The sequence below is a fragment of the Thioclava sp. JM3 genome, from assembly GCF_002213185.1.
In the GTDB taxonomy this organism is placed as follows: Bacteria; Pseudomonadota; Alphaproteobacteria; order Rhodobacterales; family Rhodobacteraceae; genus Thioclava; species Thioclava nitratireducens.
Window position 1 is genome coordinate 80877 of the sequence record NZ_NBOB01000008.1, and the last position, 16225, is coordinate 97101.

Annotated in this window: 13 protein-coding genes; 4 read left to right on the forward strand and 9 right to left on the reverse strand. The window is 65.7% G+C overall.

The annotated features are described in order from the left end of the window. Window positions 1–49: 49 nt before the first annotated feature. The 7 genes from B6V73_RS15610 to xdhA are packed head-to-tail and all read right to left on the reverse strand — an operon-like array spanning window position 50 to window position 8476. Window positions 50–982, reverse strand: coding sequence for an ABC transporter permease (locus B6V73_RS15610; protein ID WP_088719679.1), 933 nt, complete (start codon window positions 980–982; stop codon window positions 50–52). Continuing rightward, window positions 979–1314: a hypothetical protein gene (locus B6V73_RS15615; RefSeq protein ID WP_075774186.1), complete on the reverse strand. Its 336-nt coding sequence runs from the start codon at window positions 1312–1314 to the stop codon at window positions 979–981. The genes B6V73_RS15610 and B6V73_RS15615 overlap by 4 nt, the downstream gene beginning before the upstream one ends. Continuing rightward, complete coding sequence (locus tag B6V73_RS15620) at window positions 1311–2390, reverse strand: ABC transporter permease (RefSeq protein WP_075774187.1); 1080 nt, start codon at window positions 2388–2390, stop codon at window positions 1311–1313. Before B6V73_RS15620 ends, B6V73_RS15615 begins: the two co-directional genes overlap by 4 nt. Further along, on the reverse strand, window positions 2387–3901 hold the full coding sequence (locus B6V73_RS15625) for an ABC transporter ATP-binding protein (protein ID WP_075774188.1): 1515 nt from the start codon (window positions 3899–3901) through the stop codon (window positions 2387–2389). Before B6V73_RS15625 ends, B6V73_RS15620 begins: the two co-directional genes overlap by 4 nt. Next, window positions 3898–4833 carry a xanthine dehydrogenase accessory protein XdhC gene (gene xdhC, locus B6V73_RS15630; protein WP_088725693.1) on the reverse strand — a complete coding sequence of 312 codons (936 nt, stop codon included), beginning with the start codon at window positions 4831–4833 and terminating at the stop codon, window positions 3898–3900. Before xdhC ends, B6V73_RS15625 begins: the two co-directional genes overlap by 4 nt. Further along, on the reverse strand, window positions 4830–7109 hold the full coding sequence (gene xdhB, locus B6V73_RS15635; protein WP_088725694.1) for a xanthine dehydrogenase molybdopterin binding subunit: 2280 nt from the start codon (window positions 7107–7109) through the stop codon (window positions 4830–4832). Before xdhB ends, xdhC begins: the two co-directional genes overlap by 4 nt. After that, window positions 7106–8476 carry a xanthine dehydrogenase small subunit gene (gene xdhA / locus B6V73_RS15640; RefSeq protein WP_088725695.1) on the reverse strand — a complete coding sequence of 457 codons (1371 nt, stop codon included), beginning with the start codon at window positions 8474–8476 and terminating at the stop codon, window positions 7106–7108. The genes xdhB and xdhA overlap by 4 nt, the downstream gene beginning before the upstream one ends. A 245-nt stretch (window positions 8477–8721) precedes the next feature. On the opposite strand from xdhA, the gene dnaE reads away from it, so the two are divergent. Then, window positions 8722–12222: a DNA polymerase III subunit alpha gene (dnaE, locus tag B6V73_RS15645; protein ID WP_088725748.1), complete on the forward strand. Its 3501-nt coding sequence runs from the start codon at window positions 8722–8724 to the stop codon at window positions 12220–12222. A gap of 3 nt (window positions 12223–12225) precedes the next feature. Here the strand turns inward: dnaE and B6V73_RS15650 are convergent, their stop codons facing one another. Beyond that, the gene (locus tag B6V73_RS15650) at window positions 12226–12651 is read right to left on the reverse strand and encodes a hypothetical protein (protein ID WP_075774192.1); all 426 of its coding nucleotides are present in this window, start codon (window positions 12649–12651) and stop codon (window positions 12226–12228) included. Beyond that, window positions 12651–12857 (reverse strand): SlyX family protein, encoded by a 207-nt coding sequence (locus tag B6V73_RS15655; RefSeq protein ID WP_075774193.1) that lies wholly within the window; start codon window positions 12855–12857, stop codon window positions 12651–12653. The genes B6V73_RS15650 and B6V73_RS15655 overlap by 1 nt, the downstream gene beginning before the upstream one ends. Window positions 12858–12932: 75 nt before the next feature. Here B6V73_RS15655 and hisS point away from each other — a divergent pair, with 75 nt between their 5' ends. From hisS to hisG, 3 genes are read left to right on the forward strand one after another with little or no spacing between them, the layout of a single operon-like run. Continuing rightward, window positions 12933–14435 carry a histidine--tRNA ligase gene (hisS, locus tag B6V73_RS15660; RefSeq protein WP_088725696.1) on the forward strand — a complete coding sequence of 501 codons (1503 nt, stop codon included), beginning with the start codon at window positions 12933–12935 and terminating at the stop codon, window positions 14433–14435. Continuing rightward, window positions 14435–15505, forward strand: coding sequence for an ATP phosphoribosyltransferase regulatory subunit (locus B6V73_RS15665; protein ID WP_088725697.1), 1071 nt, complete (start codon window positions 14435–14437; stop codon window positions 15503–15505). Before hisS ends, B6V73_RS15665 begins: the two co-directional genes overlap by 1 nt. Beyond that, window positions 15502–16203: an ATP phosphoribosyltransferase gene (gene hisG, locus B6V73_RS15670; protein WP_088725698.1), complete on the forward strand. Its 702-nt coding sequence runs from the start codon at window positions 15502–15504 to the stop codon at window positions 16201–16203. The genes B6V73_RS15665 and hisG overlap by 4 nt, the downstream gene beginning before the upstream one ends. Window positions 16204–16225: the final 22 nt, after the last annotated feature.

Sequence of the window (16225 nt, forward strand, 5' to 3'; positions counted from 1 at the left end):
ACTCCAAGTTGGGTGGCGGGCCTCTTGATGGGGCCCTTCGAGATATGCCTCAGCTCGAGGCGTGGAAAGACTTGCCGAGGCTGGCAGGGGCGGCCTGCACGCCGTGGCGGTGGATGGCGGAGAGGATGACCAGCACCACGATGGTGATGACGTAGGGGGCCATCGACAGGATATGCACCGGGATCGCGTAGCCCGCGGCCTGCAGCTGCAATTGCAGCGCGGTGATGCCGCCGAATAGGTAAGCGCCGAGCAGCACGCGCCACGGCCGCCAGCTTGCGAAGACCACGATGGCGAGCGCGATCCAGCCCGCGCCGGCGGTCATGCCTTCGGTCCATTGCGGCACGCGCACGAGGCTGAGATAGGCACCGCCCAGACCGGCCAGCGCCCCGCCGAAGGCCAACGCGGCAAAGCGGACGGCGACGACGCGGTATCCCAACGCATGTGCTGCGTCATGACTTTCGCCCACCGCGCGCAGGATCAGCCCCATGCGGGTTGAGCGCAGCACGTACCAGACCACGGCGACGAGGATCAGCGAGAGATAAACGATCCAGTCATGCGAGAACAGGATGCGGCCCAGCACCGGAATATCCGAGAGCGGCCCGAAATCGATCTTCGGCGTCGCGGGCGGCCGCACGCCCTCATAGCCCTTTCCGATCAGCGCGCTCAGGCCAAGTCCGAACAGCGTCAGTGCAAGGCCGGTCGCGACCTGGTTCGACAGCAGCTTCTGCGTCAGAAAGGCGAAGAGCGTCGCCAGCAAAGCGCCGGCAATCGCCCCCATCAGGAAGCCCAGAACCGGGCTTCCGGTGGCGACGGCGGCAGCAAAGCCCGCGACCGCGCCCATGATCATCATCCCCTCGACGCCGAGGTTCAGCACGCCCGATTTCTCGGCCACCAATTCTCCGGTGGCCGCTAGCAAAACCGGGGTCGACGCGCCCATCAGAGTCGCCGTCAGGGTGATGATGTCGATGCCGCCCACGATCATAGCGTGCCTCCATGTCCCCAGAACAGAACCGGCCCCCAGGCCAGATAGCCCCCGACGAGGCCGATGACGAGCCCGGCCATCGAGGCGTAACGCTCGCGTCCGTGCAGGGTGGGGCGGCGGGGCTCTTCGCTGTCGGGGCGCGCGCCGATGCGGTAGATCACCGCCCGCGACGCGCCAACCGCCAGTTCGAAAACCACCATCATAACCACGCCGATCACGACGAAGGCCCAGAATGCCTGCGCCACGGCGAGCAGATAGTACAGGCCTAGCCCCATCACGACGCCGCCGAGAAAGATGACCGCCAGGCGCAGCGAGGGGAGTTTGCCCGTCATGCCGCGACCCTCCCGAAACGGATGCGGAAGTTGGTCAGCACATCGAAGGCCAGCAGGAAGAACAGCAGCATCCCTTGAAACACCTGGATCGCCGCCGAGGGCAGGCCGAGCATCAACTGCGCCATGTCGCCGCCGATATAGGTCAGCGCCATCAGCAGACCCGCCAGCAGGATGCCGATCGGGTGCAGGCGACCCAAGAAGGCCACGATGATTGCGGTGAAGCCATAGCCCACGTTGAAGCTGTCGGTGATCTGACCCGAGGGACCGGAGACTTCGAACATGCCCGCGAGGCCCGCGAAGGCGCCGCCCATGCCAAGCCCGAGGATCACCAGCCGCGCCGGCATCACGCCTGCGAAGCGGGCGGCGCGCGGGGCCTCGCCTGCGACGCGGATGCGGAAACCGGTGATGTGACGATGCATCAGCCCATAGGTAAAGATCACCGCGATCAGCGCCGCGACGACGCCCCAATGCATGCCTGTGCCCGCGATCAGCTCGTGGTTGAAGGCAGAGGGGTAGTCCTGCAGGTTGCGCGATCCGGGAAAGCCGAAGCCTTCGGGGTTCTTGAGCGGCCCGAAGGCCATGTAGGCCAGCAGGTTCTCGGCCACGTAGACCAGCATCAGCGAGACGAGAATTTCAGAGGTGCCGAACAACACTTTCAGCACCGCGGGGATCATTGCCCAGAGGAAGCCGCCAAGCGCGCCGAGCACGATCATCACCGGGAACAGCCAGTGGCTTTCGGCCGGGTACATCTTCAGCGCCAGCCACGCCGAGAACAGCGCGCCCATGATGTATTGCCCCTCCGCGCCAATGTTCCAGATGCCCGCGCGAAAGCCCACGGCGAGCCCGCAGGCGATCAGGATCAGCGGCCCGGCCTTGACCAGCAACTGGCCACGGAAATAGGCCGCGTTGCCGCCGAAAAGCGGGTCCCAGAAGATTACGCGGATCGCCTCGACCGGGTGCTTGCCGAGCATCGCGAACAGGATGCCGCCCGCGATCATGGTGGCGATCACGGCGAGGATCGGTGTGGCGTAGGACCAGAAGCGAGACGGGGTGGGGCGCCGGACGAGAGTGATCATACCGCAGCCTCCTGCATCCCGTGCGCGCCACCGAGCATCATGCCGATCTCTTCGATCGTCAGCCCCTGCGTCGGGCGCGAGGCGCTCAGGCGGCCTTCGTTCAGTGCCGAGAAGCGGTCGGAGATTTCCATAAGCTCATCGAGGTCCTGGCTGATCGCGATCACCGCAGCCCCTTTCGCGGCCAGATCGAGCAGCGCTTGCCGAATCGACGCTGCGGCGGCGGCGTCGACACCCCATGTCGGCTGGTTCACGACCAACACGGCGGGGTTTTGCAGCACTTCGCGGCCGATCACGTATTTCTGCAGGTTTCCGCCCGACAGCGCCCGGGCGGCCACATGCGCGCCGGGGGTGCGCACGTCGAAGGCTTGAATGATCTCGTCGGCGAAGGTCTTCGCCGCACCCTGATCTACGAAGCCGTTGCGGGTCAGCGGCTTGCGCATTGTCCCGGTGAGAATCGCATTCTCCGTCAGGCTCATCGCGGGAACGGCGGCATGGCCGAGCCTTTCCTCGGGGGCCGCCAGCATCCCCTTCGCGCGGCGTGGATTCGGCCCGAGGCCGGAGATATCTTCGCCCATCAGGCTGACGGTGCCGGGGGCGGAGGGCCGCTCTCCCGACAGGGTCGCCAGCAATTCTTCCTGACCGTTGCCTGCGACGCCGCCGATGCCAAGCACCTCGCCCGCGCGCAGCTCGAAGCTGAGATCCTTCAGCGACGGACCGAATTGCGACATCGGCGCCAGCGACAGCCCATCGACCTTCAGCACCACATCGCCCAGTTTGCGCTCGGCTCGGTCGGTCACTTTCAACTCCGCACCGACCATCAGCTCGGCCAGTTCGCGCGCGGTCTTTTCACTCGGGTTGCAGCTTGCCACCACCTTGCCGCCGCGCAGGATGGTCGCACCTTCGCAAAGCGTGCGGATTTCCTCGAGCTTGTGGCTGATATAGAGGATCGCGGTGCCCTCGGCGGAGAGCTTGCGCAGCGTGTGGAACAGGATTTCCACCTCCTGCGGCGTCAGAACCGAGGTCGGCTCGTCCATGATCAGAAGCTTCGGGTCCTGCAGCAGGCAGCGCACGATCTCGACGCGCTGACGCTCGCCCGCGGAGAGGTCTCCGACCAGACGGGCAGGGTCCAGCGGCAGGCCATAGGCGGTGGAAATCTCGCGGATACGCTTGGCGAGTTGGCGCATCGGCGGCGGGTTTTCCATGCCGAGCGCCACGTTCTCGGCGACGTTCAGCGCCTCGAAGAGCGAGAAATGCTGGAACACCATCGCGACGCCTGCGGCCCGCGCCGCGCGTGGATCGGCTGGCGCGAAGGGTTGGCCGGCGAAATGCATCGTGCCGGAATCGGGCTTCACGAGCCCGTAGATCATTTTCACCAGCGTCGATTTGCCGGCGCCGTTCTCGCCCAGCAGGGCGTGCACTTCGCCCGGACGCACCGAGAAGCCGACGCCATCGTTGGCCACGACCCCAGGATAGGCTTTTGTCAGCCCGTCGATCTTGAGCAGCTCCGTCACCCGGCGCGTTTCCCTTTCCCCGTCGCCACCTTCGCGGCGTTCAGCTCCTTCACTAGCCCGGTCGCGACCCCAAGAGCAATGGCTTGAGGATGCTTCCCCAAGGTCGGATCGCCTATCGGGCAGGCAATGCGTGAAATTTGTGCATCCGAATGACCGAGGGCGGCAAGACGTTTGCGGAAGCGGACCCATTTGCTGTCCGATCCGATCAGGCCGAGCCCGCCGACCCCGTGAGCGAGCAGCCGGTGGCAGAGTTCGAGGTCGAGCGCATGTGAATAGGTCAGCACGAAATGGCGCGCCTCGATCGGGGCTAGAGAGACAAGATCAGCCGGGTTCTCTGCGATCAGTGGCGTGACGCCCTCGGGGAGTGTCTCGGGAAACCTCTCGGACCCGCTATCGGCCCAGAAAAGTGCGAGGCCGGGCAGGGGGGCGAGCGCACCGATCAGCGCGCGCCCGACATGGCCCGCGCCCCAGATCCAGACCGGGGTGGCGGGTGGTGCGACCCGCTCGATGAGCCAGGTCTCCACCAGCAGCGGCGGTGCCTCGCCGCGATCCCGGGCGCGCGCCAGCGCGCGAGTGACGGCCAGCGGCTCGGGCGCGCCCGGCGTCAGCGGGCGCGCGTGCCAATCGCCTGTAATCTGCGCGACGGTGTTCCGGTCCATCCGCTCGTAGCCCAGCACCACGGCCCCGCCGCAACACTGGTTCATGGCCGGGCCGAGCGGGATTTTCTCGACCCCCGTCAGCCCGCCCCGCGCCTTTGCGATGGCGGAGAATTCCAGCGCGCCGCCGCCGATCGTGCCTTCGACGTGATCCGCCCAGACCAGCATCTCCGCCCCGTCTTCGCGCGGGGTGGAGCCTTGGGCGCGCGCGACCACCACGCGGGTGAACGGTCCGCGTTCCGCCGCGCGGGCGAGGGCTGCGGGATCCAGGCTCATGCGTCGCCCCTTGCCCGGTGCACGGCAGCGAGAACCGCCTCGGGCGTCGCGGGCGCCTGCAGATCGGGCCAGTGCGGGCCGCAGGATTTGCAGGCGTCCTGCAGCGCGAGGAAGGCCGAGATCGCCAGCATGAAGGGCGGCTCGCCGACCGCCTTGGAGCGATAGATCGTGTCCTCGCGGTTCGGTGCGTCCCAGAGCGCCACGTTGAACACACGCGGGCGGTCCGAGCAGGCGGGGATCTTGTAGGTCGAAGGCGCATGGGTGCGCAGTCGGCCTTTATCGTCCCAGACCAGTTCCTCGGTCGTCAGCCAGCCCGCGCCCTGAACGTAGCCGCCTTCGATTTGGCCGATGTCGATAGCCGGGTTCAGCGAGGCGCCCGCATCATGCAGGATGTCGGTGCGCAAGATGCGGTTCTCGCCGGTCAGCGTGTCGATCACGACCTCGGTCACCGCCGCGCCATAGGCGAAGTAGAAGAACGGGCGGCCCTGCCCCTTGATCCGGTCCCAGCTGATCTTCGGCGTGGCATAGAAGCCGGTCGAGGAGAGCGACACCCGCGCCTCATGGGCCAGCTTCACCAGCTTCGCGAAGGGCAGGGCATGCTCGCCCGCGCGCACCTCGCCATTGGCGAAGCTCACGTCTTCGATGGCTGCGCCGGAGCTTTCGGCCATGAACGCGGCGAGCCGCGCCTTGATCGTCTCGCAGGCGGCCTTCACCGCCATGCCGTTCAGGTCGGCCCCCGAAGAGGCCGCCGTAGCGGAGGTATTGGGCACCTTGTCGGTGGCGGTCGCGGTGATGCGCACCTCCTCGTCCGTCACGCCAAAGACCGAGGCCGCGACCTGACAGACCTTGCGGTGCAGGCCCTGACCCATCTCGGTGCCGCCGTGGTTCAACTGTATCGAGCCGTCGGCATAGACATGCACCAGCGCGCCCGCCTGGTTCAGCTGGGTCAGCGTGAAGGAGATGCCGAACTTCACCGGCGTCAGCGAGATGCCGCGTTTCAGCGTCGTGTTGGCGGCGTTCCATTCGGCCACGCGGGCTTTGCGGGCCGCGAACTCGGCGGATTGCTCCAAGCGCTCGGTGATTTCGGGCAGGATGAAATCCTCGACCGGCTGTCCGTAATGCGTGCTCTGCCCGCCCGCTGGGTCGTAGTAGTTGCGCTTGCGCAGATCGAGCGGGTCGATCCCCATCACATGCGCGAGGTGATCGAGCGCGGCTTCCGTTCCGATCATGCCCTGCGGGCCGCCGAAGCCCCGGAAGGCCGTCGCGCTTTGGGTGTTGGTGCGCAGCCGGTGGCTCTCGATCTTCACATTCGGCAGGTAATAGGAACTGTCCGTGTGCAGCATCGCGCGATCGCAGACCGGCAGGCTCAGGTCGGGCGACCAGCCGCAGCGGGCGAGATGGGTGAACTCGGCCGCGACGATCTTGCCCTCGGCATCCGCGCCGAGCCGATACTTGATCCGGAAATCATGGCGCTTACCGGTGATGACCATGTCGTCATCGCGGTCGTAGCGCATCTTGCAGGGCCGCCCGGTGGCCCGCGCGACGACGGCGCAGGCGATGGCGAGCGCGTTGCCCTGGCTCTCCTTGCCGCCGAAACCGCCGCCCATCCGGCGCATCTCCACGCGGACGTCATGCATCGCGCAGCCAAGCGCGTCGGCCACCTTGTGCTGGATTTCCGACGGGTGCTGCGAGGAACAGCGGATCACCATCCCCTGATCGTCGGGCAGCGCGAGGGCGGCCTGACCTTCAAGGTAGAAATGCTCCTGCCCGCCCATGTCGAAGCTGCCTTCGACGATATGTTCTGCCTGCGCGAAGCCCGCGCCGGTATCGCCGCGCGCCCAGGTGACCGGGCCGCCTTCGAAATGGCTGTTGGCCTCGAGCGCCTGTTCGACGGTCAGGATCGCCGGGCGCGGCTTGTAGTCGACATTCGCGAGCCGCGCCGCTTTGCGCGCGGCATGGTGGCTGGTCGCGGCGACCACGAAGACCGGCTGACCGACATAATGCACGACACCTTCGGCCAGAACCGGTTCGGGTTCGGGCGCGGGCGAGGCGTTATTGGCGAACGGCATGTCTTCGGCGGTGAGCACTGCGACGACGCCCGGAGCGCTGCGCACCGCGCTCAGATCGAGCGAGGCGATCTCGGCATGGGCCTCGGTCGAGAGGCCGAAGGCGAGGTGCAGCGTGTTGCCGGGGCAGGGGATGTCATCGACGTAGCGCGCCGCTCCGGTGACGTGCAACTGGGCGGAATCGTGGGGTTTCTTGGTGCCGACGCTCATGGTTGCACCTCCAGAATGGAGAGGGCGCCTTGGGCGTTGCGCACATAGCGGATCAACATCGCCTTGGCGGCCTCCATCCGGTAGGCATCCGAGGCGCGCATGTCGGTGAGCGGCGTGAAGTCCTGCTCCAGCGCGGGCAGGGCGGCCGTGACCGCCTCCTCGGTGAAGGGCTGGCCCTCAAGCGCCGCTTCCAATTCCGTTGCGCGTTTCGGGATACCCGCCATGCCGCCAAAGGCGATGCGCGCGGACCGGATCGTGTCGCCCTCGCGCGAGATATTCAGCGCGCCGCAGACGGCGGAGATGTCCTGATCGAACCGCTTCGAGAGTTTGTAGCAGGCGAGATCGGGCGCGGATTTCGGGAAGCTGACGCTTTCGACGAATTCGCCGGGCGCGCGGTCCTGTTTGCCATAGTCGAGGAAAAAACTCTCCAGCGGGATCGTGCGGCGCGTGTCACCCTTGCGCAGCGTCAGCTCCGCGCCCATCGCGATCAGGACGGGCGGGCTGTCACCGATGGGCGAGCCGTTCGCGATATTGCCACCGATCGTCGCCGCCTGACGCACCTGTTCGGAGGCGAAACGGCGGAGCAATTCGGCAAAGCTCGGGAGCGTGTCGCGGATCGTCTCGCGCAACGTCGAGAGCGTGATGCCCGCGCCGACGACATAGCGGTCGTGGGTTTCCTCGATGTTCCGGAGGTCTTTGCAGTTGTTCAGGAAAGCGACTTCTTTCAGGTCTCGCAGCTGTTTGGTGACCCAGAGACCCACATCAGTCGCGCCCGCGATCAGCGTGGCGTCCGGATGAGCGAGATACCACTCCGCCAGCGCATCCGCGCTTGCGGGAAGGAAGACATGATCGGCCATAAGCGCGACGTCTGTCAGATCGGGCGGCGTGTCGTGCATCCACGCGGGCACGGGCGCGTCCTGAGCCGCCTCGGCGGCGCGGATGATCGGTGCGTAGCCGGTGCAGCGGCAAAGGTTGCCCGCCAGCAGATCGTCGTGATCGCGGCGTCCATTGAGATGACCCGCCGCCATCGAGGCGATGAAGCCCGGCGTGCAGAAACCGCATTGCGAGCCGTGATGGTCGACCATTGCCTGCTGAACTGGGTGCAATTCGCCCTTCGGCCCCGCGACGCCTTCGACGGTGCGCAGCGCGCGCCCGTGCAGATGGGGCATCATCATCAGGCAGGCATTGAGCGGTTTGGCCCCGTTGGCGTCGGTCACGATGACCGAACAGGCCCCGCAATCGCCCTCGTTGCAACCCTCCTTGGTGCCGGTCAGGCCTTCGGCGCGCAGCCAGTCGAGCACAGATTGCGTCGGATCGGTAATCGCCACCGTCCGGGTTTCTCCATTGAGAAGAAACGTGATCTCCATAAGAAAAATCCGCCGCCTTACCAGTCGTCCCTGCGGTCCCCCTCGATGCGGCGTAGAACGGGACCTGCCCAGCAAAGCCGATGCGGACGGGCTTTGGCAAGGGATTCTCGATCATGCGCTGCTCGAATCTTGATCCGACGATCAAGATTTGGGCGTCGAGCGACGCCGAACGGTCGAACGCGAAGCGTCTGGAGGACGCGGCGAGAGGCTGGCGCGGGGCGACACGACCGGCTAAATCTGGTGGCATGACCAGCCCCCGATTCATTCATCTGCGCGTCCATACCGAGTATTCCCTGCTCGAAGGCGCCGTGCCCGCAAAGAAACTCGTGAAGATGTGCGAGACGGCGGGGATGCCCGCCGTCGCCGTGACCGACACGAACAACATGTTCGCGGCGCTCGAGTTTTCCGTGACCGCGACGGGGGCGGGGCTGCAGCCGATCGTCGGTTGTCAGGTATCGCTCGAATTCGATCCCGCCAAGCCGGGCGAGCGTCCGCGCCTGCCTGCACCGATCGTTCTGCTGGCCCAGACCGAGCGCGGCTACGAGAACCTGATGAAGCTGAACTCGTGCCTCTATCTCGACAAGCACGGGGCGCAGATTCAGGTCACTCTGGAGGAGCTGGAGCGCCATTCCGAGGGGCTGATCTGTCTCTCTGGCGGTCCCGACGGTCCGGTTGGACGGCTGATCCGGAACGGCGCGAAGGACCGCGCCAAGGCGCTTCTGCAACAGCTCGCCGGCATCTACCCGAACCGCCTCTATGTCGAATTACAGCGCCACCCGGGCGAGGGCGGCACGCTGACCGAGGCCGAAGTGGCGACCGAGCGGCCGTTCGTCGAATGGGCCTACGAGCTGGGTCTGCCGCTGGTCGCGACCAACGACGTCTATTTCCCGAAGCCCGAGATTTACGAGGCCCATGACGCGATGATCTGTATCGCGGAGGGCGCCTATGTCGATCAGATCGAGCCGCGCCGCCGTCTGACCCCGCAGCATTATTTCAAGTCCGAAGGCGAGATGGTCGCGCTCTTCGCCGATCTGCCCGAAGCGGTGGAGAACACAGTCGAGATCGCGAAACGCTGCGCCTTCTCGACCTACAAGCGGGCACCGATCCTGCCGAAATTCGCCGATGACGAGGTCGAGGAACTGCGGCGTCAGGCGTGGGACGGGTTGCGCAACCGCCTCGACGTGATCCCGCATGCAGCGCCGGTCGAGGATTACGAGGCGCGGCTGAAATTCGAACTCGACATCATCGAGCAGATGGGCTTCCCGGGCTACTTCCTGATCGTTGCCGACTTCATCAAATGGGCCAAGGATCACGACATTCCGGTCGGGCCGGGGCGCGGCTCGGGTGCAGGTTCGCTGGTCGCCTACGCTCTTACCATCACCGACCTTGATCCGCTGCGCTATTCGCTGCTGTTCGAACGCTTCCTCAACCCGGAACGCGTTTCGATGCCGGACTTCGATATCGACTTCTGCATGGATCGCCGCGAGGAGGTGATCCAATACGTGCAGAAGAAATACGGGCGCGAGAAGGTGGGCCAGATCATCACCTTCGGTGCGCTGCTGTCGAAGGCCGCCGTGCGCGACGTGGGGCGCGTGTTGCAGATGTCCTACGGCCAGGTCGACAAGCTGTCGAAGCTGATCCCGGTCGAAGGCGTGAAGCCCGTCAGTATCGAGAAGGCGCTGGCCGACGAGCCGCGTCTGCGCGAGGCGGCCCGCAACGAAGAGGTCGTGGCGCGGCTTCTCGATTACGCGAAGGCGATCGAAGGCCTGCTGCGCAACGCCTCGACCCACGCGGCGGGCGTCGTGATCGGCGACCGTCCGATCGACGAGCTGGTGCCGCTCTATCAGGATCCGCGCTCGGACATGCCCGCGACCCAGTTCAACATGAAATGGGTCGAGCAGGCGGGTCTGGTGAAGTTCGACTTCCTCGGCCTGAAGACACTGACGGTGATCCGCTCGGCGATGGAACTGATTTTCAAATCCGGCCGGCCGCTGCATGTCGATGCCGCCGGCAACCAGCTTTACGAGCCCGCCGAGGGCGCGGAAAACCACATCAACGCGATCCCGCTGGATGATCCGAAGACCTACAAGCTTTACGCGGACGCGAAGACGGTCGCGGTGTTCCAGGTGGAATCGGAGGGCATGAAATCGGCGCTGCGCCAGATGAAGCCTACCTGTATCGAGGACATCGTGGCGCTGGTGGCGCTCTATCGCCCTGGTCCGATGGAGAACATCCCGGTCTATTGCGAGGTGAAGAACGGTCTGCGGGAGATCACTTCGGTGCATCCGACCATCGACCATATCCTCGAAGAGACGCAGGGCATCATCGTCTATCAGGAGCAGGTGATGCAGATCGCGCAGGTCATGGCGGGTTACTCGCTTGGCGGCGCGGACCTTCTCCGTCGCGCGATGGGTAAGAAGATCAAGGAGGCGATGGACGCCGAGCGTCCGAAATTCGAGGCAGGCGCGGCCAAGAACGGGGTCGACAAGAAGAAGGCCTCCGAGGTGTTCGACCTTCTGGAGAAATTCGCCAACTACGGCTTCAACAAATCCCACGCAGCGGCTTATGCGGTGGTGTCCTATTACACCGGCTGGCTGAAGGCGAACCACGCGGTCGAGTTCATGGGCGGCGTGATGAACTGCGATATTCATCTGACCGACAAGCTCGCGATCTATGCCGACGAGGTGCAGAAGAAGCTGGGGATCGAGATCATTCCGCCTTGCGTGAACCGTTCGCTCTCGACCTTCGACGTGGTCGATCAGAAGCTGGTCTACGCGCTGGGCGCGCTGAAGAATGTGGGCGTGGACGCGATGCAGATGATCGTGACCGCGCGCGGCGACGAGCCGTTCAAGGATCTGTTCGATTTCGCGCGGCGTGTCGACATGAAGCGCGTCGGTAAACGCCCGCTCGAGATGCTGGCGCGGGCCGGGGCTTTCGATCTGCTCGATCCGAACCGCAAGCGCGTCTTCGAGTCGCTGGAATCGCTGATGGCGTGGTCGGGCGCGGTGATCGAGGCGCGCGAGTCGGCGCAGGTGTCGCTGTTCGGCGAGGCGGGCGACGATCTGCCGCCGCCGCGTCTGGCCGATACCGACGACTGGCTGCCGGGCGAGCGTCTGGCCGAGGAACACAAAGCCATCGGCTTCTACCTCTCGGGCCACCCGATCGAGGATTACCTGCCCGCGCTCAAGCGCAAGAAGGTGCTGAGCTGGGAAGAGGTGCAGCAAAAGGCCGTGGGCGGTCCCTTCGTCACCAAGATCGCGGGCGAGGTCGCCTCGGTGCGCGAGAAGAAATCCGCCAAGGGCAACCGTTTCGCCTTCGTCGCGCTGTCGGATGCCTCGGGCCCCTACGAGGTGGCTTTCTGGTCGGAGGCGCTGGAAGCCTGCCGCGACGTGCTGGAAACCGGTAACCTTCTGGTGCTGACCGTGAAGGTCGAGGTGGATGGCGAGTCGGTGCGCATGGTCGCCAACGCGGCGCAGACCGTGGACAAGGCGACGGCGGATGCGGGCTCCTCCGGGCTGCTGGTGCATATCGACGACAATGATGCGGTCGCCTCGGTGGCGAGCCTCGTCGAGCGGGTCGCCCGCGAAGGGAAGGTCCATTCGCGCGGGCCAATCAGCTTCATGGTCTATGACAACGAGCGCGGCTGCCGCTACCAGATCACCGCGATGCCCGAGGCGCCGGTCAATGCGCAGGTGAAAGGAGCGCTGCGCAGCCTGCGCGGGGTCAGCGAGGTCGAAGAGGTCTGAGCCTCACAGGCTGCGCGCCACCCATGCCAGCCGCAGCGTGATCGCGGCGGCCAGGGCGGTGGCGAACTCGCCCCAGCGCAACAGTGCCACGCCGCGCAGCAGATCGGGCTCGTTGATCCCGTCGCGCACCGCACCGGAGATCATGCCCATCTCCAGCCACGCGGCCGCACCCAGCAGCCCTGTTGCGAGGAAACTCAACGAAACCAGAAACATCGTCTGCCGATGGGCGCGCGTCTGCCAGATCAGCGCGCTCATCAGCGGCACGGCGAAGAAGACCTGCATCGCGAGGATGCCGCTTCCCTGCCACAGCTCGAACCGATCGATCGTCGAACGGAGGTCGATGCCCGGGGGCCAGACCAGCAAAGCGGTGTAGATGAGCGCCTGCGCGCTCACGAAAACACCGTTTAGCCCCCAGAGCGCCGCGTCCATTACCAGTGCGGTGGTTTCTGATCGGCCAGAGGGATAGAGCCGCCGCTGTCATATTCGCGCTCGGCCTCGCGCTCCATCAGCAGGCCCAGATGCCGCTCAAGCCGTTCGATCTGACGGGCCTGCGCGACGATGACATCGGACAACTCGTCCACCGTTTGCGTCAGATAGGCGATCTGTTCTTCCGCCCGTTCGAGCCGTTCCTGCATCTGCCGTTCCTATTGCTTGCCGGGGCCTGCCCCTTGGGCTACACCCTCGCGCGAGATAAGATCAGGTGCAAGCCGATGGCGAAACAGAAAAAGCAGCCCCGTCCCAAGGCCGAGACCCCGAAGGGCTTCCGCGACTATTTCGGCACGGAGGTGACCGAGCGCGCCGATATGCTGGCGAAAATCGCAGAGGTCTATCGCACGCATGGCTTCGAGGCGCTGGAAACCTCGGCCATCGAGACGGTCGAGGCACTGGGCAAATACCTCCCCGATGTGGACCGCCCGAATGCGGGGGTCTTCGCGTGGCAGGAGGAAGACGACGGCAAGTGGCTGGCGCTGCGCTACGATATGACGGCGCCGCTGGCCCGCGTCGCCGCGCAATACCGCAACGATCTGCCGACACCCTATCGTCGCTTCACGATGGGCCCCGTCTGGCGCAACGAAAAGCCCGGCCCGGGCCGGTTCCGCCAGTTCTATCAATGCGATGCCGATACCGTGGGTGCGCCGTCCGTGGCCGCCGATGCAGAGATTTGCGGGATGCTTTCGGATGCGCTGGAAGCCGTCGGCATTCCGCGCGGCGATTACGTCGTGCGGGTGAACAACCGCAAGGTTCTGAACGGCGTGATGGAAGTCGCGGGCGTTCTGGACCCGGCCGATCCGACCAAGTTCGAAGAAGAGCGCGGCATCGTTCTGCGGGCCATCGACAAGTTCGACAAGTTCGGCGAGGAGGGCGTGCGCCTTCTGATGGGCGAGGGGCGTCTGGACGACTCCGGCGACTTCACCAAGGGCGCGGGGCTGTCCGAAGCACAGGCCGATACGGTCATGGGCTTCATGGAGGCCAAGCGCGAAGACAACGCCACCACCGTCGCGCGGCTGCGCGAGCTGGTCGAAGGCTCTGCGCTGGGTGCGGAAGGCGTGGATGAACTGGAGCAGATCGCGTCGCTTCTCGACGCGCAGGGCTACGGCCCCGACCGCATCGTGATCGATCCGTCGGTCGTGCGGGGGCTGGGCTATTATACCGGCCCGGTTTTCGAAGCCGAACTGACCTTCGAGATCACCGACGAAAAGGGCCGACCGCGGCAATTCGGCTCGGTCGCAGGTGGCGGGCGCTATGACGACCTCGTCAAGCGCTTCACCGGTCAGGTCGTTCCTGCCACCGGCGTCTCGATCGGCGTCGACCGCCTTCTGGCCGCGCTCCGCGCCAAGGGCCGCATCGGCGGCTCTGCTCAGGGCCCGGTCGTCGTGACCGTGATGGATCGCGACCGGATGGCAGAATACATGGCGCTGGCGTCGACGCTGCGCGGGGCAGGGCTGCGCGCCGAGGTCTATCTGGGCAACCCGAAGAACTTCGGCAACCAGTTGAAATATGCCGATAAACGCGAAAGCCCGGTGGCGATCATCCAAGGCTCGGACGAGGCCGAACGCGGCGTCGTCCAGATCAAGGATCTGATCCTCGGCGCGAAGATCGCGCAGGACGCGACGGTTGAAGAATGGAAATCCCAACCGGCGCAATTCGAGGTTCCGACCGGAGAAATGGTCGCAAAAGTGCAAGAAATCCTTGCGCGCTACGAGGCCGAGTGATGGCGGACAAGGCGCAAGCACGGGCACAGGCAGGCCGTCTGCTGGAGCAATTCGTCAAAGCGGGTGCGGTCGAGGTCACGCCCGATATCCTGCAGCCCGCCGAGGCGCTTCTCGACCTTTATGGCGAGGATATCCGCGCCCGCGCCTATGTCACCGCCGACCCGCTGCGCGGCGAGATGATGCTGCGCCCGGATTTCACCGTGCCGGTCGTGCAGGAGCACATGGCCAATGGCGCCGAGCCTGCGCGCTACGCCTATGCGGGCGAGGTGTTCCGCCGTCAGGATCATCGCGGCGCCGCGCGCGCCAATGAGTATTTTCAGGCCGGGTTCGAAATCTTCGACCGCGCCGACCCCGATGCCGCAGATGCAGAAGTCTTCGCGCTGTTCTCGGATATGCTCGCGAAGCTGAACCTGTCCGCCACGATCGGGGATATGGGCCTGCTACGCGCCGCCGTCGACGGGCTGGACACGATGCCCGAGCGCAAGGCCGCGCTCGCCCGCCATATCTGGCGCCCCAAGCGGTTCCAGCATCTGCTCGCGCGTTATTCGGGTCAGGTCGAGGTGCCCAAAGCCCGCGCCGATCTGCTGAGCGGCCAACGCTCCGGCGCGCCTTGGATCGGGCTGCGCTCGCGCGAAGAGATGGAGGCGCGGATCGCCACGCTCGCCGCCGATGCCGCTGCTGCGCCGATTCCGACCGACGCGGTCGCCGCGATGGGCAAGCTCGCCGAGCTGCGCTGCGCCGCCGATCAGGCGCCTGCCGCGCTGCGCGCTCTCGGCATCCAAGCGATCGAACCCGCCATCGCGCGGCTCGAAAAACGGCTCGACGCGCTTGCCACCCGCGGCATCGACCTCGCTGCGATCAATTTCGACGCGAGCCACGGTCGCTCGACCATGGAATACTACGACGGCTTCGTCTTTACCTTCACCGCCGCCGATCCGGCACTGCCGCCGGTCGCCTCCGGAGGACGCTACGACGCGCTGACCCGGCAATTGGGGCAGGGGCGCGAAATCCCCGCCGTGGGCGGCGTGATCCGTGCAGGGTTGATGGCCGATCTGGAGGCGCAAGCATGATCAAACTCGGCGTGCCCTCCAAAGGGCGTCTGATGGAGAAGACCTTCGACTGGTTCGCGGAGCGCGGCATCACGCTAAAGCGCACCGGGTCCGAGCGTGAATATGCCGGCGCGGTCGAAGGGGCGGACGGCGTGCAACTCGTGCTCCTGTCGGCCGGAGAGATTCCGCGCGAACTGGCGGCGGGGCGTATCCATCTGGGCGTCACCGGCTCCGATCTCGTGCGCGAGAAGCTCGCCGATTGGGAAAGCCAGGTCGCCGATCTCGCGCCGATGGGCTTCGGCCATGCCGATCTGATCATTGCGGTGCCGGACTGCTGGTCGGACGTGGACAGCCTCGAAGACCTCGACGCCGCCGCCCACCGCTTCCGCGCCACCCACGGCTTCCGCCTGCGGATCGCCACCAAATATCACCGGCTGGTGCGTGAATTCCTGACCCGCGAAGGCGTAGCCGACTGGCAGCTTGTCGACAGCCAAGGCGCGACCGAGGGGACCATCGCGAACCTCACTGCCGAGGCCGTGGCCGACATCACCTCCAGCGGGGAGACGCTGCGCGCGAACCACCTGAAGATCCTCTCAGACGGGTTGATCCACCAGTCTCAGGCGACGCTGTTCGCATCGCGCGCCGCCGACTGGTCTGGCAAGGAAACCCGCCTCGCGGATCTCGCGAAGCAGATTGGTCTCGACGCTCCCACGCTCTGATCTTCTTCTTGGCGTAAATATA

Bases quoted from the DNA above. Each gene is read 5' to 3' on its own strand.
- B6V73_RS15610 (WP_088719679.1), bottom strand. From the start codon at position 982: ATGATCGTGGGCGGCATCGACATCATCACCCTGACGGCGACTCTGATG.
- B6V73_RS15615 (WP_075774186.1), bottom strand. From the start codon at position 1,314: ATGACGGGCAAACTCCCCTCGCTGCGCCTGGCGGTCATCTTTCTCGGC.
- B6V73_RS15620 (WP_075774187.1), bottom strand. From the start codon at position 2,390: ATGATCACTCTCGTCCGGCGCCCCACCCCGTCTCGCTTCTGGTCCTAC.
- xdhC (WP_088725693.1), bottom strand. From the start codon at position 4,833: ATGAGCCTGGATCCCGCAGCCCTCGCCCGCGCGGCGGAACGCGGACCG.
- xdhB (WP_088725694.1), bottom strand. From the start codon at position 7,109: ATGAGCGTCGGCACCAAGAAACCCCACGATTCCGCCCAGTTGCACGTC.
- xdhA (WP_088725695.1), bottom strand. From the start codon at position 8,476: ATGGAGATCACGTTTCTTCTCAATGGAGAAACCCGGACGGTGGCGATT.
- dnaE (WP_088725748.1), top strand. From the start codon at position 8,722: ATGACCAGCCCCCGATTCATTCATCTGCGCGTCCATACCGAGTATTCC.
- B6V73_RS15650 (WP_075774192.1), bottom strand. From the start codon at position 12,651: ATGGACGCGGCGCTCTGGGGGCTAAACGGTGTTTTCGTGAGCGCGCAG.
- B6V73_RS15655 (WP_075774193.1), bottom strand. From the start codon at position 12,857: ATGCAGGAACGGCTCGAACGGGCGGAAGAACAGATCGCCTATCTGACG.
- hisS (WP_088725696.1), top strand. From the start codon at position 12,933: ATGGCGAAACAGAAAAAGCAGCCCCGTCCCAAGGCCGAGACCCCGAAG.
- B6V73_RS15665 (WP_088725697.1), top strand. From the start codon at position 14,435: ATGGCGGACAAGGCGCAAGCACGGGCACAGGCAGGCCGTCTGCTGGAG.
- hisG (WP_088725698.1), top strand. From the start codon at position 15,502: ATGATCAAACTCGGCGTGCCCTCCAAAGGGCGTCTGATGGAGAAGACC.